The organism is Pseudoalteromonas shioyasakiensis (assembly GCF_001550135.1).
In the GTDB taxonomy this organism is placed as follows: domain Bacteria; phylum Pseudomonadota; class Gammaproteobacteria; order Enterobacterales; family Alteromonadaceae; genus Pseudoalteromonas; species Pseudoalteromonas shioyasakiensis.
The window spans coordinates 124,198-149,876 of the sequence record NZ_LRUE01000002.1; the positions used below are offsets into that span (position 1 = coordinate 124,198).

Sequence of the window (25,679 nt, forward strand, 5' to 3'; positions counted from 1 at the left end):
TAAAATGAAATGGTGGCGATATGGATCACAAACATCTTAATTACTTTTTGGCGTTAGCTAAGACGCTGCACTTTGCTAGGGCCAGTGAGCTTTGCCATATCAGTGCGCCCACTTTGAGCCGCAACATCAAGCAACTTGAAGAAGAAGTTGGGGTAGTGCTGTTTAATCGGGATAATCGCACCGTCAAATTAACTCGCGAGGGTGAGTCATTTATTGAGTACGCTAATGCGACGCTGGCTAACTGGCATCGTTTTAAGGCTAATGTGCAAGAGCCGCAACAGCATGTTTATGGCAATGTCAGTATTTATTGCTCAGTAACCGCCTCTTATAGCTTTTTACACCAAATACTTGAGCAACTGCGAATGCAACATCCATATATTGAAATTACCCTCAATACCGGTGATCCTGCTCTTGCCATAAACCGTGTTTTAGATGGCCATGAAGATATGGCTATTGCCGCAAAACCGATGAAGTTACCTGGGCAAATAGCCTTCACCAGCGTTGGTTACTCACCATTAGTATTGATAGCACCAAAAATAGCGTGCCCGATCAGTGAAAAGCTTTCTGACAATGAACAAATTGATTGGTCAGATTTAGAGTTTATCGTTGCTGAGCAGGGGTTATCTAGGCAGCGGCTTGAGCAGTGGTGGCGTAAAAAGAATATTCATGGTCGTATTTATGCGCAAGTTGCTGGCCACGAAGCCATGGTTTCTATGGTGAGCTTAGGTTTAGGCATTGCCATGGTGCCAAAAATTGTACTGGATAACAGCCCGCTCAAAGATAAAGTACAAATAGTGAGTGATGCAGAGCAGACTATTGCAGGATTTGAAATTGGTCTAGCTGTTTTAAATAAAGAGCGCCATGATCCGGCACTCAACGCAATTTGGAGTATTGCTCAATCGCTTACTCAGCAAGCAATCTAGCTTAAGATCTAGTCACTAACACTTTATTGTTAAATATATTATGTTGATACAAATGGCTTAATTTAAATTAATTATTTAGTATTGGTTTTTGTAAAAAATATTCGTGGTTTTTGCTGGTTTTACGTTTGTAAAATCCTTTTTCATTGATTTTTTTAATGGGGTTGATACCGTATTTTTAAATAATAAAACTTTCATGGCCTAGACTCATGATACTTTCAGCGCAAGCCGAACACTCTTTAAGCTACTCGAGCCACTGTCTGAAGCTCGCAATTCCTCTAATGGTTAAGTACAAAATGCCAATTACTCCGCTTAATTATGCGCTTTGGTATTGTTATGTTAGCGAAAAGAACCAAGACTTAAACGAAGAGCTTGATAGTATTATTAAAAAGCACAATACCTGTAGCCATGAGCAGGCAAAGCAGCTTTTCAACAAGTATTTATCTCGGGACGACTTGGCACTATTTTATCAGCTATCTGGCGGCTTTAATGATGTTGTAGGCAGAGTTCACCAAGATATCAATGAAGCACTTAGTTACTCAGCAGATTTTAATGAAGCCCTGCAAGAATGCCGTGACACACTAACTAGTGCAGATATAAGTCAGGAAAGCGGCTTTGATGATGTACTTGATTGTGTAGAGCGCTTAAGTGATGAGTCGGCAGCTTTGCAAAGTCGTGCACAAGATTTTCAAAATCAGCTTGCGCTGGCTTACTCAGAAATTACAGAATTAAAACAAGAGCTTGTTAGGTCACGAAGTAAAGCCGAAAAAGACCCGCTTACTGGGCTATATAACCGCGGTAAATTTGATGAAGATATCACGCGGTTTTGTCAAACCAATGACCTAGCAGAAGTCGCCGTTCTTACTATGGTCGATATCGATCACTTTAAACAGTTTAACGACACCTTTGGCCATCAAAAAGGGGATCAAGTTTTGCGTGCAGTTTCGGCAAAACTACTTAAACATGTATCTAGTGTTGGTCAGGCCTATCGTTATGGTGGTGAAGAGTTTTGCTTTACCGCACAGTTTGCCAGTATTAGTGACATGACTAACTTCACTCAGCAATTACGTCAAGCTGTAACCAAATTACAAATTAAAGACCCTAAATCTAATAAGGTGTTAAGCCAAGTCACTGCTAGCTTTGGTATTGCTATAAAAGCTAAAAATAGTAATCCAGAACAACTCATAGCAAAAGCCGATAAAGCACTCTATTTAGCCAAAGAGCATGGCCGAAATCGTATCGAAATCGTTGAAGAGTAACAAACTTAACCGATATATGTATCAAATTTGTGAATAGTTGTAACCTTGCAACGACAGTTTGTTCACATCTTGATATTATGCTCTTATTGCAAAACCCCTTTGGTCGTAAAATAACAATGAAATCTCAAACGATCAGGATGTGCGCAGCGGTTTGTGTCTTGATAGGCATGCTAGTAAGTCAAGCAAGCGCCGATGACTCAACGCGCACTGAACGTGAAAGCCGTGTGGCAAATCAACAGATCGATACCCAGCAGTGGCACCTAAGTATTAATACGGGAGCTGGGGTGATCACGAACCCACTTCATGGTGGTGATAACTTACCATTAATTGTGCTGCCTGAAATCGCTTTTTATGGTGAAAAATGGTTCTTTGATAATGGCCGTTTAGGTTATTCATTCCAAGAAAGCGATACTCATGTTGTTAATTTCGTTACCGAGTTCAACCCTGAGACTCGTTTTTTTATTGATTTTCACCCAAGCAATGTTTTTGCACTGCAAACATCGAATAGCTTTATTGTTGAATCGACCACCAGTAATGAACTGGCAGAAAAGTCGGTATCGACAAACGATATTAAAAAGAGACGATGGGCATTAGATGCTGGCTTAAGCTATCACTATATTCATAATAATCATGTGATTTCTTTACAGGCACTAGCCGATGTTTCAGGTGTATATAAAGGTCTTCGTAGTGCATTACAATGGCAGTCACATCACCGAATAGGAAACCTATCTGTCGCACCTAGCTTAGGGGTTTGGTACAAATCAGCCAGACTAAATGATTATTTTTATGGTTTATCGGCTAAAGAGTCCTCATATGGGGAAATAGATGTTGGCAGTAGTTGGCAACCTTATGCTAAAATCGACGCCCGTTGGCCCCTGAGTGAGGCTAACTCTCTTCGTTTTCATTTAGCATATTATGACTACTCAGCCGTGGATGACAGTCCGCTTTTTGAACACACGTACTCGATGACTGCATTTATAGGATTCAATCATATTTTTTAATATGAAGTATTTTGTTTTTAGTCTGTGTGTGTTTGTTGCTGTTATTTGGGTTACCCCAAGCCATGCGCAAGCGACTCAGTTTGATATCACGCCAAAAGTGTGTGTTGTATTACAACAGCACGAATTTTGTGATCTTGAGTTAAAAATCAGCTGGCAAACACAGCTGCCTCAAGATCTGTGTTTGTTTCAAAATAACCAACAAATTCAATGCTGGAACGACAGCAAAAAAGGGCTTTACAGCCATAAAGCGCGGGTTCAGGTTGAAACAATATACTCCTTAGTCAATCCGCACACGGGGAGCAAAATTGCGACCGCAAAAGTCGAAGTGCAAAGCACCGAAGCAAAAACAACGAGGCGTAGATTACGCTCACCGTGGAGCTTTTTTTAATTCAGGAGCAACCAATGGCAAAGATTTTACTTGTTGAAGATGATCTCGGCTTACAGCAGTTAACACGTGATTACCTTCAACATAATGGGTTGGATGTTGCGGTCCTTGAACGCGGCGACGAAGTATTTGAATACCTTGAAAACAACCCAGTTGATTTAATGATTTTAGATGTCATGTTACCGGGTAAAGATGGCTTTAGCGTTTGCCGTCAGGTACGTGATAAATTTAGCTTACCTATCTTAATGCTGACAGCTAAAGGTGAGGACTTTGACCAAGTGATTGGCCTTGAACTTGGCGCAGATGATTATGTAATTAAGCCTGCAGAACCTCGTGTATTGTTAGCACGTATCAATGCATTGTTACGTCGCGGTCAAGCTACAAACAAAGCGCCAGAAGAGCTTAGCTTTGGCGATTTAACCATTGATAAAACTAGCCGCATTGTTACACTTAAAGGCAGTGAAATTACACTGACTTCTCATGAATTTGAGCTGCTTTGGTTGCTTGCGTCAAATGCTGGTGAAGTGTTAAGTCGTGAGCATGTTCATCAACACATGATTGGTCGTCAATATGATGGTTTAGACCGAACCGTTGACGTACGTGTATCGCGTATCCGTAAGAAATTAGGTGATAACAGTGATAAACCATACCGAATTAAAACAGTTTGGGGACAGGGTTACCTTTTTGTATCTGACGCATGGGATATGTAATTTTTAATGGGGAAACTATTTGCTAGCTTATATCTTTATATAATAGTTTCTCTGTTTCTAGTTAGTGGGGTCATAGAGCAGTTATGGCCCTACGAAGAAACCCAACAACAAATAGCCCTTGACCAAGAATTTGGTAAATCTCTGTGGTTATTAAGCCAAACTGAAAATGGTTTAGCGACACTCCAGCAAGAATTCGAAAGCGAGATAATTAACCTCACCGATCTAGCACTTCCTGAAGACCTAAAAACACAGCTCAAAAATGACCATTACCTGTATTTGTTCAATCAAGAACAAAAAGTGGTTTGGTACATAGCCCTTAATGACACTCAGCTTTTACATGTAGGCCCACTTTCAGTTGAAAATCCAAACTTTAGCTCTGTTTGGCCTTACTTTTTATTATTGACCGTGATTGGCTTGCCAATTGGACTCTGGAGCCTATTGCTTTGGCGTGACTTTAATAAATTGACGCTCGCCTGTGAAGCTGTAGGAGGATCGCAAGACTTTGAGCTTCACGATGCCTCAAAATCTTTTTTTCTGCCGATTACTGATACCCTAAACGCGATGCAAGAGCGTATTCAGTATTTACTGGCTGCGCAGCAAGAACTAACTTCTTCCGTTTCTCATGAGTTTAGAACGCCCCTTGCGCGTTTAAAGTTTGCTGTTGCCATGCTCGAAGAGCAAATCGAGAATGAAAAGTCGTATACATACATTGATAACATGCAGGCTGATATTGCAGAGCTTGAAGCACTGGTGTCAGAAATGCTTGAATACGCACGACTTGATTCACACCAACCAAGCTTAAAGCCCCGTTCCTGTGACCTAACAGCGCTTATCAATAGTGTGGTGAATAAACTCGAGTTTGCTACTGATATAGAGGTAGCAGTTACTGCACCTAAGCAGCTTTACTACGAGTGTGACGAGCATTTTATGGCGCGTTGTATTCAAAACCTATTAGGCAATGCACAAAAATACGCCAACCATAAAATTCATGTAAGTCTAGAAGAGTTGGGTGATTCGATACAAATAAGTGTTGAAGACGATGGTCCTGGGATCGCTAAATCTGAGTGGCAAAGTATATTTAAGCCATTTACTCGTTTAGATAAAAGCCGAGACAAGAAAACCGGCGGCTTTGGGTTAGGGCTTGCCATTGTTGCTAAAATTGTTAGTTGGCATCAAGGGCAGTCTGAGGTGTGTGATTCACCTTTAGGTGGAGCTAAATTTACTATTCATTTGTTTAAAAGTAACTCGCTTTAAATTGCAGGCATAAAAAAAGCGCCTAGGGCGCTTTTTAAAGATTAAAACCAAAAATAAACAAGTAGCAAAGTAATAGACCGCACTTAATTATAAAAGTTCGAAAAAAGTTTAATTATTTTTCATCTAATAATGGCATTAGCATTTTTTCAAGGCCATTGAGCTTCACTTCATACATCATTGCTAGCTGTGCACCTAACTGGGAATCAGGAAATCCTTGCTGTTTAAACCACACTAAGTAAGGCTCTGGCAGCAACAATAAAGGGCGACCAGCATACTTTCCAAATGGCATTTTAGTATTTATGGCGCGTTTGAGTTGAGCTGTATCCATCTTTATCTCAAAGAAATTTTAAAGTTAGATGATACGGTAAAAAGAGGAGAGAAAATAGGCTGTGACGGGCAAGAAACAGCCTATTTAGTGAGGGATGTAGGCCCTCAGAATAACAATCACTAATTAATTACGGCTATTAGTGTAGCTGGTGACGACGCTTTTTCGTGAAGCCAAGTTTATTTAGCTTAACGACAATAGCTGGGTCGTCGATTCGTTCTGGTGTTTCACCATCACGAAGAAAATGATCGCTTGGTACTTGATATACATCGAGCATCTTGTTGAATAGCACTGTTCTGATATCCATTGCAGTCATGCCATTATTTTGTAACTCATCAAGTTGCTGCTGAATATCTGAAAGTTTCCCAGCACGTGCGTCATCCGTGTTTGCTAAAAATTCGTTGGTAAACTTATTTTTCATTTAAACAACCTCAATCCATCTAACAGTGCTGAATTAAAAAACAGCGGTACTACACCACACTGTTAAACTTTTTTGTGTTAAAAATAGATACTTAGCTAAGCACCTTGAAATTAATTCTACTCTTTTTTTTAGCCTGATTGCTAATCTGGATGTAAAGCTTTGTAAATAAGCTTGACCCAATAGAGGGACTGATTTGGTTTGTCGTGAAAACTAGTTAGCCAACTAACTGAATACAGTGAAAATAATTCTCAGTACCATGAGAAGGTACCGAGAATTATTTTTTACATTAAGAGAAAAGTTTTTGTTTTACATGCTCTGCGAAGCCGCTACCAGCTTCTAAATAGAAGTTATAAGTAGAGTCGACCCCCATTTCCTCTAGTTCTTTTTGCTGATCTGGGTAGTTTGCAATCGCCGTAACTTGACCTTCATAACCAGAAGCACGAAGTTGTTCTAAGGCAAAAATATTTTGCATATGTTTTGGCATTGCAAGCATCACCATACCCACATGTGAGTGGTTTACCCGCTGCCAAAAGTCAGGGTCAGTGGCATCAGCAAGTAACACCCGGCGGCCTCGGCTAATATGTTTGTCAACAACATCTGGCTTAATATCAATACCAGCGACAAGGTTTGGGTGAGTTTGACTGATTGTTTCATAGGCACCTGTACCAATTCGGCCCATACCAAAGATCACGATTTTAGTGTCATTTAGATTCACTGGCAGCTCTTCTGAAAGACGGCTGTCGCTTTCAAATTTAAGTAGCCAATGTTCTATTTTTACATACACTTCATTCGAGCGTTTATTTAATGGTGATGCGAGTATAAAGGTGATTGACACAGCGATAGCCATCACGGCTAGCCATTCAGATGTAATCATATTGCTGGTGGCTGCAACGGCGCAGACTATCAAGCCAAATTCACTGTAATTAGCTAAGCTAAACGCGCTTAATAATGAAGTACGAGCACGTAATTTAAACGCGTTTGTTAGCACATAATAAAGTGCAACTTTTAAAGGCAGAACTAAAATAATGATGAGTGCAACAATCACGGCATGGCTGGTCAGCTCTGCATTCAAACCAATGTTTAAGAAAAAGCCAACCAGCAACACGTCTTTTAAATTAAGAAGTGACTTTGATAATTCACCAGCTTTTTTATGCGATGCGAACATCATACCGATAATCAAAGCACCTAAATCACCTTTAAGACCTGCAAATTCGAATGCCTGGTAACCAATAATCAGCGCAAAGAAAAAGCCGAACAGGGGTAATAACTCACCGTGTTTTGAGCGATTTAATACCCAAAACATCACTGGGCGTAAAATAGGTAAACCCACTAATAATGCCAAAGCCCAAATGTTCGGGGCTTTACCTGTGCTGATGGCTAAGAAGATAACGGCAAAGATATCTTGCATAACTAAGATACCAATGGCGATTTTACCATGGAGGCTAGCCATTTCACCGCGTTCTTCAAGTACTTTTACGGCAAACACGGTGCTAGAGAAGCTAAAAGCAAAGCCGACTAACAATGCACTTTGCCAAGTAAGCTCGTTAAATAAAGGCAGTGCAAGGGCACCAAGCAACAACATAAAACCACTAAAGAGCGTACTGCTTAAAACAATATGCATTGAGGCGGGCGCCCAAACTTGTGGTTTCATTAAGTTTGATACTTTGAGCTTAAGACCAATGCTAAACAATAATAAAGTAACACCCAAGCTTGCCAACGTATTCAGCAGCTCGGTTGTCTTATATCCATATAGGTTGAGTGCAAAACCCGCTAATAAAAAGCCGATAAGAGGAGGCAGCTTTAACTGATAAACAGCAAAGCCACAAACGAACGCGGTAGCAAAGTAGATTAGTTCCATAGTTTTTCTTTTGACTTCATTTGTTAGAAGTGTAGCGAAATATTTGTAGTTGGAAAACAATATCAGACAGTAAGAGTTCAAAAAATAAGCACTTATACATGATTTATTGATTAATCCGCCAAAAGCATCATTTTTTCGCTGACATTAGCTTTTAATTGTGGTTAAGATGCATTAACAAAGGAATTTAAGCCATAGGTTAGAAGCTGGCTTAAGGAGAAAAGATGTTTAAGAAAATCCTTGCATCAGTAGGTATTGGTGCAGCAAAAGTTGACACTGTACTTGAGACAGAGCATTTACAACCGGGTCAAAAATTTAATGCCGTTATTGTTATTAAAGGCGGCGATGTTGATCAAGACATATCGGGTTTAGACTTAGCACTGATGACACGTGTTAAAGTCGAAGGTGAAGATGGTGAGTACTTTACAAACCATGTAATTGAAAAGTGGCGAATTACAGATATCGGCACGATTGCAGCAGGTGCTGAAAAACATATTCCATTTGAAGCGCGACTGCATTCAGAAACACCGATCACTGAAATTAATGCTGGTTATAACCAATCACATGTGTGGCTTGAAACAGGCTTGGATATTGATTTAGCACTTGATCCAACTGATCGTGATGCACTTCATATTTATCCTAACGATGCTGTAAGCACGTTGATGGTAGCGATGGATAGACTTGGCTTTAGCTTAGTAAAAGCGGATGTTGAAAAAGGCTTCTTAAGAGCACCTACATTTCAATCACATTCGGGATGCTATCAAGAGCTAGAGTATCGACCAAACAGCCGAAGCCTATTTGGTCTACAAGAGATAGAGTTGTCGTTTGTTCCTGAAGCGCACAAAACTCATGTACTGATTGAACTTGACCGTGCCTTTAGAGGGGATGGTTATGTCGATTTAACCATTGAGCATGATCATGTAAATCTGTCGCAGCTGTGTGATCAGCTAGAACGATTATTTGCTTAGGCTAACTGCTATTAAGTTAGTTAAAACCCAGCTACGGCTGGGTTTTTTGTCTTCAAAAAGGAGAGTTATGTTTTCTGTTAAAAGTTATAGTGAACTCAGTAAAGATGAATTATTTGCCATTTTACGGGCGCGGGTTGATGTATTTGTGGTAGAACAAACTTGCCCTTACCCAGAAATTGACGAAGTGGATAACAATGAACTGACCCAGCACGTGTTCTTGTTTAAAGGTCAGCAGGTGGCAGCCTATGCACGATGCTATAAAAAGAGTGAGCAATTTAGCGCATTTGGTCGAGTGCTGGTAGCAAAGCAATTTCGTGGTGATGGTTTGGCGAGTAAGTTGGTGCAAACTGCGATAGACACATGTAAAGAGCATTGGCCTGACAAAGCGATTATGATTGGTGCTCAGTGTTATTTAACAGGGTTTTATCAGCAATTTGGTTTTGAAAATGTGGGCGATGATTACCTAGAAGATGGCATTCCACATCAAGATATGTGTTTGAAGTAGCCTAAATGGCCACTTCAAACATAAACATTTGTTAGCTTAACAGAGAGTTAGCAAATACGAGCGAAATGGCTAGTGGGCAAATAAACTTGATATACCATGGCCATACTTTCCAGAAGAAGCTATTAGCAGCTTCAGGGCATCCTTGTTGAATTTCTTTTAGCAGTGACGCGCGATGCCAAATCCAACCAACAAAAATACAACACATTAAGCCTAGAATCGGTTGACCAATCTTAGTGGTTAAGGTGATCACAAAGCCAAACAAGGTGCCTAGGTTAAAGACAATTGTAAAACTAATGAGCGCAATAATACCGCCAATGATCCATGTAGCTTGCACACGCTTTAACGCAAAGCGTTCAACAGCATAGGAAACAGGTGCTTCTAGCATCGAAATCGATGAGGTTAACGCTGCAATACTCATTAACGCAAAAAATGCAAAGCCAACAAAAATACCCACATTACCCATGCTAGTGAATAGTGCCGGCAGCACTTGGAATACTAAGGTATCTTCTGAAAGTAATGCGCCTTCAGCAGAGAAAATTTGTACGCCTTGAGCTTGAGCAACATACATAGCTGGAATAATGAGTAAACCGGCTACAAAGGCAATGAACACATCGATTAAAGTCACATAAGCGCCTAACGATACTAGGTTTTCTTTTTTGCTAATGTATGAGCCGTAGATGATCATTACGCTGGTACCAAGCGACAATGAGAAAAATGCTTGTCCTAGTGCATTCACTAATAACTCAGGGTTTAAAATCGATGAAAAGTCTGGCACTAAATACGCCTTTAGGCCTTCCATTGCGCCATCTTGCGTCATTACATAGATGATAAGCATAAACAAAATCCCTAACAGGGCAGGCATTAAGCGCTTAGACCATTTTTCTATGCCGTTTTCTACGCCTTTAGAGATAATTGAGACGGTTAAAATAATAAATGCGGCAGTGAATATAAGGTTTCTTGATAGTGACTGCTCACTAAGCCAAGTGCCTGCTTGCTCTTGACCAGCTAATTGTGCAACAGGTTCGAGGGTTGCACTCAGCATCCAGCCAGCCACAATCGCATAGAAGCTTAAAATGAGACCCGCACAAATAATACCGCCAAAACCCACCATGAAGGCGAACTTCTTTTGCCATGCTTGATTCGTTACTTTTCGAAGTGAAGTGACGGCATTAGCTTGACCATGACGACCAATTACTAACTCAGCCATTAAAGCAGGATAAGCAAGACAAAATGCTAACACTAAATAAGCCACTAAAAACGCGGCACCGCCATTACTTGCAGTTTGTGTTGGGAAACCCCAAATATTTCCTAAGCCAACAGCAGAGCCTGCTGCAGCCATAATAAATCCAAAGCGGGAGCTGAACTCCCCACGTGATGCGCTCATATTATTGTTACTTCTCTATTTGTGACGGCGCTGACAATCTACTCGAATTAACACTAAATAAAAAGGGTTAATCATCCGCATTTTGGTTGTTCTTCGTTATGTGCGAGCTGTCAGCGTAGAATTCGTGCAATTGCGCATTACAATACGAAACAATTAACACAATTGAAACATGTTTATTGGCTTTTATTTTGAATTGAAAGAGTAAAACACGCGCCACCTAGCTGCTTACTTTTTGATACTTCGACCGTACCATGATGCCAATCAACCACTTTCGCAACGATAGCAAGGCCAAGCCCGTAGCTTTCTCCATCCCGGTTACGATGTGTTTGTTCTTGGAAAAATGGACTAAATACTTTTTGCCAGTTTTGTTCGCTGACACCCGGACCGTCATCTTCAATTTTTATGGTAACGGATTCACTGGTACTGGTTGCACTGAGTAAAATTTCTGATTCAGCAAAGTCGCAAGCATTACTTAATAAATTAACAATGGCCCGAGCTAACCAGTGTAAATCCGCACAAATATCACCGCCTTCAACGTGGTGATTAATACGCAAGCCTTGTTGTTCAAGCTTGGGCTCAATTTGATGTATTAAAGTAAGAATATAGGTTTCTAGATCAGAATGATTAAAGGTCAACTGATTTGCTTTTTGCTCAAGGGTTGCAAATGCCAAGTAACTTTTTAGCATAGACTCCATTTGGTCTAAGTCGTTTTCCATTCGAGCAAGATACTCAAGGCGCTTTTCGTCATTAGGGCAGTCTTGCGCTGCTTCAAGGCCAAACCTTAAGCAGGCGATAGGTGTGCGAATATCGTGAGATAAACTTGATGCCATTAACTTATTTTCATCAAGAAGTTTTTCAATTTGACTCGCCATACGGTTGAATGTCAGCTCAACATCTTTGATATAGGTAAAGTGAGATAAGTGAATACGGCTTTTTAAATCACCTTTAGCAAAGCGTTGTGCCGCTTCGTTTAATACCGTTAAACGCTTGGCCAGTGGCGCAATGATAAAGCCCATAAATACGCATAACCCAGCGTAGAACAACAAGGTGAGTAATACATCGTTGCCTTGCTCGTGTGTTAAGTCTTTATCTAAACGCATTTTTAAGTGGTGTGTGCCCAAAGCAGCTTCACTGTAAAGTAAATAGTAGCCTTGCTGATCTTCGAGGATAAGGCCACTAGGTTGGGTCATTTGTGTTAACAATGAATGAGGTAGCGCAAGCGACTGTGTAGGGCGATACTCTAGTTGCACAGCAAAGTTTTGGTTAATATCCGCAATAGCTTGCTCACGATCTTTAGCATCATACTTAGCGAGTTGCTTTGCAAAGCCTTTAATCATTTGTGTTTCGCTAGAAAACACATCCTGAGGTGCTTGGGTTTGTTGGCTAAAAGCATCAATTAGCCAACCCAACACGATGATTGAAAGCAGGGCACTGCCAAGGAGTGAGATATAAAACTTTTTCACAGGCGCGAGTCGTTATTGCCAAGCGGTGGCAACAAGTAAATAGCCTTTGCCCCAGATAGTTTTAATTTTTTCAGGGTGCTGAGGGTCATCATTAAATTTTTTACGTAATGATGAAATCAGCACATCCACACTTCTGTCTAAGCCATCATATTCGCGCCCTTTCGTTGCCTTAAACACTGCATCTCGTGAAACCACTTGACCTGCATTACTTGCTAAATAATGCAGTAGTAGGTACTCAGCGCTTGAGATATGAACCTCATCATTATTAAAGTAAACGGTACGTGACTCAGTATTGATTGATAACTTACCCACATTAATAAGCTCAGAGCTTGTGCTTGATTCTTGTGTATCTGATTTAGAGCGAAGTGCTGCTTTTATACGTGCTAATAAAGCGCGAGGGCGAACGGGTTTCATCATGTAATCACTGGCACCAACTTCAAGGCCAATCACTTCATCCATCTCATCATCACGTGCGGTGAGCATAATAATCGGGGCGTGATAAAACTGTCTTAAATCACGGCACACACTAATACCGTCTTGACCCGGAAGCATAATATCTAACAAAACTAAGTCAGGGTTTGCTTTACGTACCTGCTCAACGACTTGGTCGCCACGTTGGCATATGGTTGTTTGGTAGCCTTGTTCAATTAAATATTCCGCAACCCAATTGGCGAGAGAAATATCATCTTCTACTAATAAGATAGTTCCGTAATGTTCCATTATTTACTCCTGCTTAGAACAGTCGCCAACGACGTTTTTTTTGACGATTTTGATAGACCCACTGTAATTGTATTTCAGTGCTTGCAACAACCTTACCGTTATCACTGCTTATAAGTTCAAAACCTATGGTTTCTGCTGAATCAAATTGGTATCTAAATAAGCCCTTTTGTTGCATCAACCAGCACTGAATAATGTGCTTGCTTTGTGCATTACGTAAGCAGTAGTTACCAACTTGCTCTTGATGCCATGTTAAATCAACTTCTGCGTAGCAATTTCTGCCTTCACGCAGCGCTACGCATGTGTCGGGCAGTGCAACTAACGCATTTTCAATATCTTTCTTACCTACAGATTGCTGCTCAGCGAGTAATGGCCCTGACAGTAATAAGGTAAAGCACAAGTAATACTTAGAAAACATAACGCACGCCTACCTTGGCTTTATGCTGATACTCTTGAGAAATTATAGGGCTTTGGTGAATATCGTTTGAAAACCAAGTTGATAACCAACCAGTTAAAAACACCCAATGCCTGTTAATTGGGTATTCTGCATGAAATTCAAAAATAAGGCTGTAAGAGGTATCCGGGTTATATACAGGGCGAGTTTCTAGCGCTTCAGCTTCTGAAATGCCAAAGTAGTAATTTGTAAAGTCTTCTGAGTAGGCACTTAAGCCAACGCCAGAGCGAAACTCCCAATTTCGCCAAGGAATGATCTGGCTAAAAAACGAATTCATTACCCAGCCATTATGTGCACCTGAAATATCATGCAGGTATTCAAATGAAATTTGCGAGTTTTCAAAGCGACGTGATAGGCGAAGACCTACATCAAAGTCGTAGTCGCGTGTTCTGATCCCTTCAAGCTCTTTAATTACTTCGTTACCATAAATATTTAAGCCTGTTTCATCAAAGCCAGATTGAATGTTGGTGCCGACAATATCTAAGCCCCATTCAAATTTATCGATAACGCTGTAACCTAATGTTAAACCGCCACTAAGTTGGCTTTGGTCATAATCGAGGTAAAAGCTGTCGTAAGAAACTGCGAGGTGTACATCTGGCTCTATGCCATCATTGTAAGAGTCCATGCCTACAAGGTAAGAGTCTTCAATGTAGTAACCTAACCCGATGCCCCAGTCCCATGCAAAGCCTTGACTAGGTTCTAAAGTATTGTCTGCATAATAGCGGTTACTTGCTTGGCTTGTGGTACTAAGCAAGGTTAAACATATCAATAATAGGGCACTGTAAGCTCGCAACGTTGCTTCCTTGTCTGTAAGAAAGGGTAATAGCTTATAGTATATTGTTAAGGAGTTCCTGTAATCTGTAAAAAAATGTAGTAACAGAAATTGGAAGTGTAAGAAAGTGTTGCAAATTCAAGGAGGGAAGCTGTTTGCCTATGGGCAGACAAACAGCAAAAGTTAGTTACTGAACTTTTATTTTATCGATTAAAATGCTGCTCAGGTAGTACTGCATCATAGGTGTAAGCGCGCTAATTTCTGTACGGTTACACGGTCCTTGTTCCTTTTTAAATTCGTTCATTCGCGTAATCGTTTGATAAGCAGGAATCGTTACTTCTTGGTTAACTCGTGCCATACGTGCCTCTTCAGAGTTTTGTTCATGTACAAAAGTCGCTACTTCAAGTTCATTCTTTATTAGCTGCTGTTGTTCAAAGCTGTAGATCAGAGGCTCACGGTGAAAGCTTGCGCTGTCAATTGATGACTTTGCAAACCATACAACATCACCGGTTTTCTTGTGAGTTAAGCGCATGCTTACTTGACCTAAGATCGTTGCACATTGCTGAACTGGAAACTGTTTTGCTACTTCATCAAATAAAGGCAGAGGCTTTTTTGGTTTGACTAATTGATATTCTGTGTCTTCTATAAGCTCAAGATCAAGCTGATGAATAGATAGGGTGTAATCTGCTTGTGCGCCTTCTGCGACAACCTTTAACTGTTTGGCTGCAAGTGCTTCTGTAAGCTGACCATAAAGGGTATCAGTCACACTGGTTTTGTCGGCAACTATCACCACAGTTTGGTTTTTACTCACTGCATGTGCAGGCAACTGTACTGACTTCACTTTAGGAGCTGCATGCTCTGTTTGATACTCTACTTGAAAGCGTTGGCTTTGTAAGCTTGGTTTCTTTGGCATCGAAAGTAATGGCGCAGGTTCAGGTTTAAGGGCACAACCAGCTGAAATTAAAGTAAAAAACAAAACTACAAGTAAGCGCATAAAGATTAATCTACCCATAAATATTTAAGATTAAGCGTATTGTACGTTAGTCGAGGCAAAAGTTCATGATATTATGTTATAAGAAACTTCCTAAACAGACTTAAAAAAATAAATAATGAAGTACAGCTTATCTTTAATTCCCTTTCTTTTTTCTTTTTTACTGCTTTTTGCTAGCGGAGAAGCTGCTTCGAGTGATAAGCAATGGCAAACTTTCGTTGCTGATTATAATAAACACCTTACCCGAAAATTAAAAAGTAAAGGGATACCAGGTGGTTCATTGGCGATTGTAAATATTGGTCATGATGATTTTATTAATGGTATTGGTCGAACAAAAATAGAAAAAGGTCGTAAAGTCGATAAACATACCCGCTTTCGATTGGCATCAGTCTCTAAAACCTTTGCGGGCTCATTAACTGCTAAACTTGCAGCGCAAGGGGAGTTTAATATTGATGACCCAATAAGTAAGTTTATTCCTGCTTTTTCTAATACTGCTTACAAAGATGACTTAAAAATTTATCATATCCTTAGCCATTCTAGTGGCCTAGTACCTAATGCATACGATAACCTAATTGAGTCGCGTATGAGTTACCCAGATATTGTCGAGCGGCTATTGACTGTTGAGCCTATCTGCAAACCAAGCGAGTGCTACGGCTATCAAAATGTGATGTTTAGTTTGATTGACTCAGTGATTTATCAATCAACACAGATGGACTACTCACATTGGATTTCAGAATATATCTTTGCGCCTTTAAAAATGGTGGATGCCAGTGTTGGTTTTGAGGGGATGGTTAAAGACAACAACTATGCTCACCCTCATGTACGCGGTAGAAAGCGTTGGTATACATCTCGTTTAAAGAAAAATTACTATAAAGTGCCTGCAGCTGCAGGTGTAAACGCCAGCGCAAATGACATGGCTATTTGGTTAAATGCGCAGCTAGGACAATACCCAGATGTATTACCACTCGAAGCATTGATCAAACAAACCCGTCCTTATACACATACTAAAAAAGAAACTCGTCGCCGAGTTTGGCGAAGCCATGTTAAAGATGCTTACTATGGATTGGGTTGGCGTGTTTACAACTATGATGATGAAGTACTTTATTACCACAGTGGTTGGGTGCAAGGTTATCGCAGCGATATTGTAGTATTTCCGCATCTAAACATAGGGTTTAGCTTAGTTCTCAATGCAGAAACAGGGTTAATTAATGAATTAACTACCGAGTTTATTAATCGGGTTCTTAAATACACGCGAGAGCAAAAATAGCCTAGCTAAAAAGTTTAGTTACAAATTAATGCAAAATTATTTTTGCCTACAAAAAAGCCAGCATATTTGCTGGCTTTTTCTGATTCGAAATTTCACAAGGCAGGATTAACCGCGTGGTAATTGAATCTTTTTCTCTTCGCTTTGGCGATACAATACAATTGTATGGCCAATTGTTTGTAGTTTTGTTGCGCCTGTCTCGCGAACAATTGCATCAAAAATCAATGCTTTAGTTTCACGTTCATCTGTAGGAACTTTAACTTTGATTAGTTCATGAATTTCTAGAGCGCTTTCAATTTCAACTAAAACGCCTTCTGTTAATCCGTTTGCACCAAGTAATACAACAGGTTTTAAACTGTGCGCTTGGCCTTTTAAAAACTGCTTTTGTTTGTTCGATAATTTCATCATGTTACAAATTTTGCTGAATATGGCTTGAATTAAGGGTATTCTAACGCCATCTAGAGAATATTACTAATTAGTTACGTATTAATTTTATGGCAAATAAAAAACATTCAGCCAGTTCTAAGCGTTGGCTGAAAGAACATTTCGACGATCCTTATGTTCACGAAGCGCAAAAGAAAGGTTGGCGTTCTCGTGCGGTATTCAAATTAGACGAAATTCAAAACAAAGATAAATTAATCAAACCATCAATGACAGTGGTTGATTTAGGTGCTGCGCCAGGTAGTTGGTCGCAATATTTAGCAGAAAAAGTAGGGGATAAAGGTCAAGTAATTGCTTGTGATATCTTACCTATGGACTCACTAGCAGGTGTTGACTTCTTACAGGGCGACTTTCGTGAAGAAGCGGTACTTGATGCACTACTGACCCGTATTGATGGAAAAAATGTTGATGTAGTTTTTTCTGATATGGCACCTAATATGAGCGGCAATACATCTGTTGACCAAGCTGGTAGTATGTACTTAGTTGAGTTGGCATTAGATATGTGTCACCAAGTTTTAAAGAAAAATGGTGCATTTTGTGTCAAAGTCTTCCAAGGCGAAGGATTTGATCAATACTTGCAGGAAGTACGTAATAGCTTTAAAGCGGTTAAAATTAGAAAGCCCGATGCATCACGCGCCCGTTCTCGGGAAGTTTATATAGTGGCGACAGGCTACAAACTGTAGTACAGTTGTGCTGCGTTAAGTTGAATTTAAATTAATTGGATACAAGAGGTTAACTCCTTGAGCGATATGGCGAAAAATCTAATACTCTGGCTGGTCATTGCAGTTGTGCTAATGTCAGTGTTTCAGAGCTTTAATGGTGGTGATCAGGCAGATCGCCAAACAAGTTACACTCAATTTGTTAGCGACGCTCGTAGTGGCGCTATCCAAGAAGTCTCAATTGAAAGCACCACAGGTACGATTACTGGTACTAAAACAAATGGTGAGCGCTTTCAAACCATCATGCCAATGTATGATAAAGACATCTTGAATGATCTTTTAAAAAGCAACGTTAATGTAAAAGGCGTTAAGCCAGAAGAGCAGTCATTCCTCGCCAGCATTTTAATCTCTTGGTTCCCGATGTTACTGCTTATTGGTGTGTGGATTTTCTTCATGCGTCAAATGCAAGGTGGTGGCGGTAAAGGCGCGATGTCTTTCGGTAAGAGTAAAGCGCGTCTGATGAGTGAAGACCAAGTTAAAACGACGTTTGCTGATGTTGCTGGTTGTGACGAAGCGAAAGAAGATGTAACTGAACTTGTAGACTTCTTACGTGACCCATCAAAATTCCAAAAGCTAGGTGGTAGCATCCCGAAAGGCGTGTTGATGGTTGGTCCTCCTGGTACAGGTAAAACGTTACTAGCTAAAGCGGTAGCTGGTGAAGCTAAAGTGCCGTTTTTCACAATTTCAGGTTCTGATTTCGTAGAAATGTTTGTAGGTGTTGGTGCATCACGTGTACGTGACATGTTCGAGCAAGCGAAAAAAGCAGCACCTTGTATCATCTTTATTGATGAAATCGATGCAGTAGGCCGTAAGCGTGGCGCTGGTATGGGTGGTGGTCACGATGAGCGTGAGCAAACACTTAACCAAATGCTTGTTGAAATGGACGGCTTTGAAGGTAACGAAGGTATTATCGTTATCGCAGCAACCAACCGCCCTGATGTATTAGACCCTGCGTTATTACGTCCTGGCCGTTTTGACCGCCAAGTTGTTGTTGGGCTTCCTGATATTCGTGGTCGTGAACAAATTCTTAAAGTTCACATGCGTAAAGTGCCACTAGGCGACAACGTAGAAGCTGCGGTAATTGCACGTGGTACGCCTGGTTTCTCTGGTGCTGACCTTGCAAACTTAGTTAACGAAGCCGCTTTATATGCAGCTCGTGGTAACAAACGCGTTGTTAGCATGGCAGAGTTTGACGCTGCAAAAGATAAAATCATGATGGGTGCAGAGCGCAAGACCATGGTGATGAGCGAGCAGGAAAAAGAAATGACTGCTTACCATGAAGCGGGCCATGCAATTGTTGGTCGCATGGTACCTGAACATGATCCAGTTTATAAAGTGTCTATCATTCCTCGTGGACGTGCGCTTGGTGTCACTATGTACTTGCCTGAGCAAGACCGTGTGAGCCACTCAAAAGAGCTTTTAGAGTCAATGATCTCTAGTCTTTACGGTGGTCGTATTGCTGAAGCACTAATCTACGGTGAAGATAAAGTGACAACCGGTGCAAGTAACGATATTGAACGTGCAACCGATATTGCTCGTAAAATGGTTACTCAATGGGGTCTTAGTGAAAAACTAGGTCCATTACTTTATGCTGAAGACCAAAACGAAATGTATATGGGTGGCGGCGGTAGCCGTGCTATGAGCATGTCTGATGAAACTGCAAAAGTGATCGACACAGAAGTTCGTTTATTCTCAGATCGTAACTACCAACGTGCAGAGCAAATCCTTAAAGATAACATTGATATCTTACATGCGATGAAAGATGCACTAATGAAGTACGAGACGATTGATGCGGGTCAAATTGATGACTTAATGGCACGTCAGCCTGTACGTGAGCCACGTGATGTTCATGACCGTCGCTCAGATGATAAAAAGCCAGCTCCTTCTGCTGCAAAAGTTGTCGAAAACGACACAAAAGAGCCAGAAGAATCATCAGAAACAAAAACAAATGTTGATGACAAAGCCGAATAGTCGGTACAATTAGACACAGAAAGGCCCCGCTAGTCGGGGCTTTTTTATTTCAAAAAATGCGCAATTTTCAAACTGTTATCTAGAATAATAAATGCGCAATTGACGCTAATTTATAGCATAGGTGTTCAATGACCGTTCTTAACTTACCTCGAGGTCGCACATTACACCTCGATTCCCCAGTGGTGATGGGGATTTTAAATGTCACTCCAGACTCATTTTCTGATGGCGGTAGCTTTTGCCAACTAGACAGCGCTGTCAAACAAGCTCATACGTTATTAAATCAAGGCGCAAAAATAATTGATATAGGTGGTGAGTCTACCCGCCCAGGGGCACCTGATGTATCTCTTGAAGATGAGCTTGAACGCGTTATTCCTTTAGTGAAATCGCTTAGAGCAAGCAGTGATTGTATTATTTCCATTGATACCAGCAAGAGCGAAGTAATGTGCCAAGCGATAATCGCAGGAGCTGACATAATCAATGATGTCAGAGCGTTACAAGAACCTGGTGCAATTGAGGTACTGGCACAATACCCAGAGGTGGCAATTTGCTTAATGCATATGCAAGGTCAGCCTCGTACTATGCAAAGTAACCCACATTATAATGACTTGTTTAATGATATTAATGAGTTCTTTGCAGAGCGTTTAGCCGTGTGTGAGCAAGCGGGCATTCAGCTTGAGCGTATTATTTTAGACCCGGGCTTTGGCTTTGGTAAGACTTTGGCTCATAATTATCAAATACTTAAAGAGTTTAATATATTTAATAAATTCAATTTACCGGTACTAGCAGGCCTTTCTCGTAAATCGATGATTGGTAATTTATTAAATAGAGACACACATGAACGCTTAGCGGGAAGCCTTGCAGGCGCGCTGATAGCAGCACAAAATGGCGCAAAAATTATTCGTGTTCATGACGTACAAGAAACAGCTGACGTGCTAGCGGTTTGGCAAGCATGTGAACGAGGAATTTCAAATGAGTAACACAAGAAAGTATTTTGGCACAGATGGTGTTCGTGGCATGGTGGGTGAGTTTCCAATCACACCTGAATTTGCTTTAAAGCTAGGTTGGGCTGCAGGGCGTGTATTATCAAAAATTGGCACAAAAAAAGTCATTATTGGTAAAGATACCCGTATTTCTGGCTACATGCTCGAAACATCACTCGAGGCAGGTTTAATTGCTGCTGGTATTGATGTTGTTTTGTTAGGCCCAATGCCGACACCAGCTGTTGCTTATTTAACGCAAACTTTCCGTGCTGAAGCGGGTATTGTGATTAGTGCATCTCATAACCCTTACCATGATAACGGTATTAAGTTTTTCAGTGGTCGTGGTTTAAAGCTTGCAGATGAAGTAGAACTTGAAATTGAAGCCATGATGGATGAACCAATGACCTGTGTTGCTTCTGATAAGCTTGGTAAAGCGCGTCGTTTAGAAACTGCTGATGGTCGCTACATTGAATTCTGCAAAAGCCAATTCCCGCAAGGCTTATCGCTTGAAGGTTTAAAAATTGTTCTCGATTGTGCTAACGGTGCTACTTATAACATTGCACCTTCAGTAATGCGTGAACTAGGCGCGGATGTTATCTGTCATGCCTGTGAGCCAAACGGGGTAAATATCAACTTAGAGTGTGGTGCAACTCATGTTGAAACCCTTAAACGTAAGGTATTAGAACACAATGCCGATGTTGGTATTGCCTACGATGGTGATGGTGACCGAGTAATGATGGCTGACCATAATGGCCGAGTTTTTGATGGCGATGACATTGTCTATATCATTGCTTGCCAAGCTGCAAATGACGATATTTTAGGTGGTGGTGTCGTCGGTACGGTAATGTCAAACATGGGTCTTGAGAACGCCTTAAAGGCTCGTGGAATTGAGTTTGCTCGCAGTAAAGTGGGTGACCGCTACGTAATGGAGTTACTGCAAGAAAAAGGCTGGAAAATCGGCGGCGAGAGCTCAGGTCATGTATTAAACCTAGATTTAATTAGCACGGGTGATGGCATTATCTCAAGCTTGCAAGTATTAGCAGCGATGGTAGCGCAGAATAAAACATTGCAAGACTTAGGGGCTGGCTTTACAAAATATCCAATGAAAATGATTAATGTGCGCTACCCACAAGGTACTGATCCAACGCAAGATCAAACGGTGATTGATGCTGTTGCACAAGTTGAAGAAAAATTAGGTGATACAGGTCGTGTATTACTTCGTAAATCAGGTACTGAACCTGTTGTGCGAGTAATGGTTGAAGCTGAACAGGAAAAAGTTGTCCTTGATAGCGCACGTAAAATAGCCGCAGTTGTCGAAACTGTGAGCAAACAAACCCAGGCATAACAATAACCTCTTGTAACTTTGGGCAAGTCGAGTTAGTATCTTGCCCGCTTTCTAATGTGGAGTGGAATAATGGCAACACGTAAGCCGATGGTCGCAGGTAATTGGAAAATGAACGGCTCTCTAGAGCTTGTTGAACAGTTATCAACTGCTATCAAAAATGTTCAATCGGATGAACTGGATATAGTGGTGTTTCCACCATTCCCATTGTTGAGTTCTTTGCAGCAACAAAACGTCACGTTTGGTTCGCAAACAGTCTCTGAAAACCAAGCTGGTGCTTTTACTGGTGAAGTTGATGCTCAGCTAGTCAAAGACCTAGGCGCAGCTTATACGTTAGTTGGTCACTCTGAACGTCGTAGTATCTACGGTGAGTCAGATGAAGTTGTTGCAGATAAGTTTGCGCGAGCGCAGCAAGTTGGCTTAACTCCTATCCTTTGTGTAGGTGAAAGTGAGCAGCAACGTGAAGCAAACGAAACTGAATTAGTGGTTGCAGCTCAAATTGATGCTGTAATTAGCAAATTAGGTGTAGCAGCACTGAAGAATTCTGTGGTAGCATACGAGCCCGTTTGGGCCATTGGCACAGGTAAGACTGCCTCTCCTGAGCAAGCGCAAGCCGTGCACAAGTTTATCCGCGAGAAGGTTGCTTCTTCAGATAGCGATGTAGCACAGCAATTAACCATCTTATATGGTGGTAGCGTGAATGAAAAAAATAGCGAATTATTATTTGCACAACCAGATATAGACGGCGGCCTTATTGGTGGCGCCAGTCTTAAAGCAGATTCATTTACTGCTATCTGTGAAAGTGCAAAAGGGACCGTATAAGATGTACGAAATTTTATTAGTAGTTTATTTAATTGTTGCTTTAGCATTAGTTGGTATGGTTTTAATCCAACAAGGTAAAGGCGCAGATATGGGTTCATCATTTGGTGCTGGCGCTTCTGGTACCGTGTTTGGCTCATCAGGTGCTGGTAACTTCATGACTAAAACAACAACAATCTTAGCAACGATCTTCTTCGTACTAAGTATTGTTCTAGGTAACCTTACTGCAGGTCAAATCAAAAAGACTGATGAGTGGGAAAACTTAGAAGCTGCGCCAGCTGTTGAAACTGTAACGCCAGCACAATCTGATGTGCCTGCGACAGAAGATAAAACGTCTGACGTACCTAACTAATTAGCTTTGCTAATTATCGTTAAGCAGTTTTCACTCCTCAAGTAAACGTTAAGCTTAACAACATACAGAATTGTATGCGGATGTGGTGGAATTGGTAGACACGCCATCTTGAGGGGGTGGTGGCTTCGGCCGTGGGGGTTCAAGTCCCCCCATCCGCACCAAAATTAAAAAGCTGTAACTCACAGAGTTACAGCTTTTTTCGTTTTAGTGCTTCATAAAACAAAATGCGCACCTTTATAGTGCTTTTATTCTAATGTCATTCCCGTTCACGAAATTAACTAATTGATTATTAATTGAAATAAAAATTGGAGTCTTCCTTGCTTGACTAGAGTTGATATCACTACTTTGAGGAAGCAAGATGGCCAGAATGAGTTATTTAAGTGCTATAGAACGCTATGAAGAGCAGCAACAGCTTATTCATGAACTTCTTCTTTCTATACTTGCCAGTGTTCAGGCATCGTTGACTAACAAGCAAGCGTATCAACAGCTCGTCAATCAATATCCATTTCTAGAATTGCAATATTGCTTGAATGAACAAGGCATTCAGCAAGGTGACAATGTCTGCTTTAAGCGTCAATACAACAAGAAACTGGGTCATATTGGGGCTGGGCAGGACTTAAGTGCTCGGCCTTATTTTTTACTAGCTTCGTCAACACCCGTGCCGCATTTTACTTCGCCATATATTTCGACTGCGACTAAGCATCTTTGTATCTCAGTGATCAAAACAATTCCTTCAGGCAACGATGTACAGCAGTTTTTGGTTATCGATGTGTGCTTAACAGAGCTGATTGAATTTATTATGGGAGACACCAAGCGAGCCAGAATGACACCTTACTTTAAGGTAGGTTATGGCTTGATTGTCGCTTGTTTGTTCTGCTTGGTGTTCTATCTGTTATATAAAGTATTTGCCGGAATGGTGGACTTAGTCTTAAGCGAAGACACTCAGTCAGACCCACTTAAACCATTTACTATTATTATCTTTGTTACTTTAGCGTTGGCTATTTTTGATTTAGGCAAAACAATTCTAGAAGAAGAAATCCTCATGCATAAGGATATTTTTCGGCACAGCTCAACAAGACGAACGATCACACGCTTTATCTCAACAATTTTGATTGCAGTATCGATAGAAGCCTTACTAACCATGTTTAAAGCAGCACTCGGGCAAACTGAGTATGTTATACCTGCTGTATTGATGATGTTTGCTGTGGTAGGTCTGTTGATTGCACTGGCAATTTACGTTTACCTAGGCGCCAAAGCTGAAGATGTGCTGACCCAGGTACAGCGCTTAAAAGTAAAACACTAATGATAGGGCGCTTTGTTTAAAACGCAGCGCCCTGAAATTGATTAAAGTGTACCGCCAATGCCAATACTTGGGTTAACGTACACAGGACCTACTTTAAATGGCGCATTAATATCTAGGCTTGCATAGGGGGTGCAGGCATTTAAAGCTAACATTGCAGCCGCAAGAGCAGCTAAGCGAATCATTTTTTTATTCATTACATTTGCTCCTGAATTACAATACCAGCACCCGCTGGATCACGAATAATGGCGACGCTGCCACTTCGTACTTTGTCATTTGGTGCCATAAGTACTATGCCGCCTGCGGCGGTTACTTTTAATAGGGTTGCATCAACATCAGCTACTTTAATGTAATTCACCCATGTGTTACCAATCTCGGCATCTGGTTTTTTTACAAAGCCAATCGCAGGTGTGCCATTTAAGGCTAGGTAACTGTAATTGCCATTATTTAGCGGTTTACTTTGTGCAGAATAATTACCAAGTGATTGGTAAAAGGCTTTGCTCTGCTCTGGGTTATCACTCCATACTTCTTGCCAAATCCAACCGTTATCAGTTTGCTGAGTTTCAGGGTCACCATTTACGGTATTGATCAGTGAAAAAACAGCCCCTTGAGGGTCTTCTAATACAGCAATAGTGCCACGGCCTTTAATCTCGGTACTGCTTACTAAGACTTTACCTCCGGCTTTGATAGTTTTTTCACTAACGGCAGCGATGTCTTTACTGCTGATAAGGCTCAGCCAATGGCTGGCATTTTGTTTATTATCAAGCTCTGCCATACCAGCAATTAATTTTCCATCTAATGATGCTAACGTATAGCTGTCGTTAACGGCTTCGAATTGCCAACCAAACACACTGCTATAAAATGCTTGAGATTGTGACAAATCAGGTGTGATCAAATCATGCCACACAACGTGACCTGAGTTTTTTGTTCCTGAATCACTGATTGCAGGTAGTTCACTAGAGGTAAGCTGGCAACCAGTCAACGAGACCGCTGTGACTGCTATTAAAATTGCAGCACGTAAGGGGGTGAGTAATTTCAAAGTTTGCTCCTTGCAAAATGGGGTCAAATAAAAGCATAGCCCATTATTTGTTTGTTATTCAATCAAAA

General features: G+C 40.9%; 28 protein-coding genes and 1 tRNA gene. 17 read left to right on the forward strand and 12 right to left on the reverse strand.

Features of this window, described 5'->3' with window-relative positions:
- Window positions 1-20 precede the first annotated feature (20 nt).
- The 6 genes from ilvY to PASHI_RS01205 all read left to right on the forward strand — a co-directional run bounded on the left by ilvY (window position 21) and on the right by PASHI_RS01205 (window position 5,529).
- A complete protein-coding gene (ilvY, locus tag PASHI_RS01180; RefSeq protein ID WP_062564306.1) occupies window positions 21-923 on the forward strand; it encodes an HTH-type transcriptional activator IlvY in 903 nt (300 codons plus the stop codon).
- Window positions 924-1,129: 206 nt separating this feature from the next.
- Window positions 1,130-2,179 (forward strand): GGDEF domain-containing protein, encoded by a 1,050-nt coding sequence (locus tag PASHI_RS01185; protein ID WP_062564307.1) that lies wholly within the window; start codon window positions 1,130-1,132, stop codon window positions 2,177-2,179.
- Between the two features lie 167 nt (window positions 2,180-2,346).
- Window positions 2,347-3,180, forward strand: a complete 834-nt coding sequence (locus PASHI_RS01190) for a MipA/OmpV family protein (RefSeq protein WP_055197444.1) — start codon at window positions 2,347-2,349, stop codon at window positions 3,178-3,180.
- A gap of 1 nt (window position 3,181) precedes the next feature.
- The gene (locus PASHI_RS01195; RefSeq protein WP_054561875.1) at window positions 3,182-3,568 is read left to right on the forward strand and encodes a DUF3019 domain-containing protein; all 387 of its coding nucleotides are present in this window, start codon (window positions 3,182-3,184) and stop codon (window positions 3,566-3,568) included.
- Window positions 3,569-3,582: 14 nt separating this feature from the next.
- The gene (locus PASHI_RS01200) at window positions 3,583-4,275 is read left to right on the forward strand and encodes a response regulator (protein WP_054562019.1); all 693 of its coding nucleotides are present in this window, start codon (window positions 3,583-3,585) and stop codon (window positions 4,273-4,275) included.
- 6 nt (window positions 4,276-4,281) lie between these two features.
- Window positions 4,282-5,529 carry an ATP-binding protein gene (locus tag PASHI_RS01205; protein WP_062564308.1) on the forward strand — a complete coding sequence of 416 codons (1,248 nt, stop codon included), beginning with the start codon at window positions 4,282-4,284 and terminating at the stop codon, window positions 5,527-5,529.
- Between the two features lie 112 nt (window positions 5,530-5,641).
- On the opposite strand, the gene PASHI_RS01210 is transcribed toward PASHI_RS01205, so the two are convergent.
- The 3 genes from PASHI_RS01210 to PASHI_RS01220 all read right to left on the reverse strand — a co-directional run bounded on the left by PASHI_RS01210 (window position 5,642) and on the right by PASHI_RS01220 (window position 8,133).
- Complete coding sequence (locus PASHI_RS01210; RefSeq protein WP_062564309.1) at window positions 5,642-5,857, reverse strand: DUF3820 family protein; 216 nt, start codon at window positions 5,855-5,857, stop codon at window positions 5,642-5,644.
- A gap of 136 nt (window positions 5,858-5,993) precedes the next feature.
- The gene (locus PASHI_RS01215; RefSeq protein ID WP_054561872.1) at window positions 5,994-6,275 is read right to left on the reverse strand and encodes a hypothetical protein; all 282 of its coding nucleotides are present in this window, start codon (window positions 6,273-6,275) and stop codon (window positions 5,994-5,996) included.
- Window positions 6,276-6,561: 286 nt separating this feature from the next.
- A complete protein-coding gene (locus PASHI_RS01220; protein ID WP_062564310.1) occupies window positions 6,562-8,133 on the reverse strand; it encodes a cation:proton antiporter family protein in 1,572 nt (523 codons plus the stop codon).
- A 221-nt stretch (window positions 8,134-8,354) separates the two neighbouring features.
- On the opposite strand from PASHI_RS01220, the gene PASHI_RS01225 reads away from it, so the two are divergent.
- Complete coding sequence (locus PASHI_RS01225; protein ID WP_062564311.1) at window positions 8,355-9,098, forward strand: sporulation protein; 744 nt, start codon at window positions 8,355-8,357, stop codon at window positions 9,096-9,098.
- A 67-nt stretch (window positions 9,099-9,165) separates the two neighbouring features.
- Complete coding sequence (locus tag PASHI_RS01230) at window positions 9,166-9,603, forward strand: GNAT family N-acetyltransferase (RefSeq protein WP_062564312.1); 438 nt, start codon at window positions 9,166-9,168, stop codon at window positions 9,601-9,603.
- Between the two features lie 31 nt (window positions 9,604-9,634).
- On the opposite strand, the gene PASHI_RS01235 is transcribed toward PASHI_RS01230, so the two are convergent.
- The 6 genes from PASHI_RS01235 to PASHI_RS01260 form a co-directional block, all read right to left on the reverse strand.
- Window positions 9,635-10,987 carry a sodium-dependent transporter gene (locus PASHI_RS01235; RefSeq protein ID WP_062564313.1) on the reverse strand — a complete coding sequence of 451 codons (1,353 nt, stop codon included), beginning with the start codon at window positions 10,985-10,987 and terminating at the stop codon, window positions 9,635-9,637.
- A 173-nt stretch (window positions 10,988-11,160) separates the two neighbouring features.
- Window positions 11,161-12,450, reverse strand: coding sequence for an ATP-binding protein (locus tag PASHI_RS01240; protein ID WP_062564314.1), 1,290 nt, complete (start codon window positions 12,448-12,450; stop codon window positions 11,161-11,163).
- A 12-nt stretch (window positions 12,451-12,462) separates the two neighbouring features.
- Window positions 12,463-13,170 (reverse strand): response regulator, encoded by a 708-nt coding sequence (locus PASHI_RS01245; protein WP_062564315.1) that lies wholly within the window; start codon window positions 13,168-13,170, stop codon window positions 12,463-12,465.
- A 13-nt stretch (window positions 13,171-13,183) separates the two neighbouring features.
- A complete protein-coding gene (locus tag PASHI_RS01250) occupies window positions 13,184-13,585 on the reverse strand; it encodes a DUF3019 domain-containing protein (RefSeq protein ID WP_062564316.1) in 402 nt (133 codons plus the stop codon).
- Window positions 13,575-14,414 carry a MipA/OmpV family protein gene (locus PASHI_RS01255; protein WP_062564317.1) on the reverse strand — a complete coding sequence of 280 codons (840 nt, stop codon included), beginning with the start codon at window positions 14,412-14,414 and terminating at the stop codon, window positions 13,575-13,577. The genes PASHI_RS01250 and PASHI_RS01255 overlap by 11 nt, the downstream gene beginning before the upstream one ends.
- A 166-nt stretch (window positions 14,415-14,580) precedes the next feature.
- Window positions 14,581-15,387, reverse strand: coding sequence for a hypothetical protein (locus PASHI_RS01260; protein ID WP_062564318.1), 807 nt, complete (start codon window positions 15,385-15,387; stop codon window positions 14,581-14,583).
- A 115-nt stretch (window positions 15,388-15,502) separates the two neighbouring features.
- Here PASHI_RS01260 and PASHI_RS01265 point away from each other — a divergent pair, with 115 nt between their 5' ends.
- Window positions 15,503-16,651, forward strand: a complete 1,149-nt coding sequence (locus PASHI_RS01265; RefSeq protein ID WP_062564319.1) for a serine hydrolase domain-containing protein — start codon at window positions 15,503-15,505, stop codon at window positions 16,649-16,651.
- Window positions 16,652-16,756: 105 nt separating this feature from the next.
- Here PASHI_RS01265 and yhbY read toward each other — a convergent pair whose 3' ends face one another.
- Window positions 16,757-17,053: a ribosome assembly RNA-binding protein YhbY gene (yhbY, locus tag PASHI_RS01270; RefSeq protein WP_062564320.1), complete on the reverse strand. Its 297-nt coding sequence runs from the start codon at window positions 17,051-17,053 to the stop codon at window positions 16,757-16,759.
- A gap of 89 nt (window positions 17,054-17,142) precedes the next feature.
- Here yhbY and rlmE point away from each other — a divergent pair, with 89 nt between their 5' ends.
- The 8 genes from rlmE (at window position 17,143) to PASHI_RS01310 (ending at window position 24,575) form a co-directional block, all read left to right on the forward strand.
- Entirely contained in the window at window positions 17,143-17,772 is a 630-nt protein-coding gene (gene rlmE / locus PASHI_RS01275) for a 23S rRNA (uridine(2552)-2'-O)-methyltransferase RlmE (RefSeq protein ID WP_054551703.1), read from the forward strand.
- A 66-nt stretch (window positions 17,773-17,838) separates the two neighbouring features.
- Complete coding sequence (ftsH, locus tag PASHI_RS01280) at window positions 17,839-19,779, forward strand: ATP-dependent zinc metalloprotease FtsH (RefSeq protein WP_054561861.1); 1,941 nt, start codon at window positions 17,839-17,841, stop codon at window positions 19,777-19,779.
- A gap of 128 nt (window positions 19,780-19,907) precedes the next feature.
- Entirely contained in the window at window positions 19,908-20,756 is an 849-nt protein-coding gene (gene folP / locus PASHI_RS01285; RefSeq protein ID WP_062564321.1) for a dihydropteroate synthase, read from the forward strand.
- Window positions 20,749-22,104, forward strand: a complete 1,356-nt coding sequence (glmM, locus tag PASHI_RS01290; RefSeq protein ID WP_062564322.1) for a phosphoglucosamine mutase — start codon at window positions 20,749-20,751, stop codon at window positions 22,102-22,104. The genes folP and glmM overlap by 8 nt, the downstream gene beginning before the upstream one ends.
- Window positions 22,105-22,173: 69 nt before the next feature.
- A complete protein-coding gene (gene tpiA / locus PASHI_RS01295) occupies window positions 22,174-22,923 on the forward strand; it encodes a triose-phosphate isomerase (RefSeq protein WP_062564323.1) in 750 nt (249 codons plus the stop codon).
- A 1-nt stretch (window position 22,924) separates the two neighbouring features.
- Window positions 22,925-23,272 carry a preprotein translocase subunit SecG gene (secG, locus tag PASHI_RS01300; protein ID WP_054551698.1) on the forward strand — a complete coding sequence of 116 codons (348 nt, stop codon included), beginning with the start codon at window positions 22,925-22,927 and terminating at the stop codon, window positions 23,270-23,272.
- Window positions 23,273-23,348: 76 nt separating this feature from the next.
- A tRNA-Leu gene (locus PASHI_RS01305) sits at window positions 23,349-23,433 on the forward strand.
- Between the two features lie 197 nt (window positions 23,434-23,630).
- Entirely contained in the window at window positions 23,631-24,575 is a 945-nt protein-coding gene (locus PASHI_RS01310) for a hypothetical protein (RefSeq protein WP_062564324.1), read from the forward strand.
- Between the two features lie 41 nt (window positions 24,576-24,616).
- On the opposite strand, the gene PASHI_RS22035 is transcribed toward PASHI_RS01310, so the two are convergent.
- Both PASHI_RS22035 and PASHI_RS01315 read right to left on the reverse strand, forming a co-directional pair.
- A complete protein-coding gene (locus PASHI_RS22035) occupies window positions 24,617-24,769 on the reverse strand; it encodes a hypothetical protein (RefSeq protein WP_167350228.1) in 153 nt (50 codons plus the stop codon).
- On the reverse strand, window positions 24,769-25,611 hold the full coding sequence (locus tag PASHI_RS01315) for a VOC family protein (protein ID WP_062564325.1): 843 nt from the start codon (window positions 25,609-25,611) through the stop codon (window positions 24,769-24,771). Before PASHI_RS01315 ends, PASHI_RS22035 begins: the two co-directional genes overlap by 1 nt.
- Window positions 25,612-25,679: the final 68 nt, after the last annotated feature.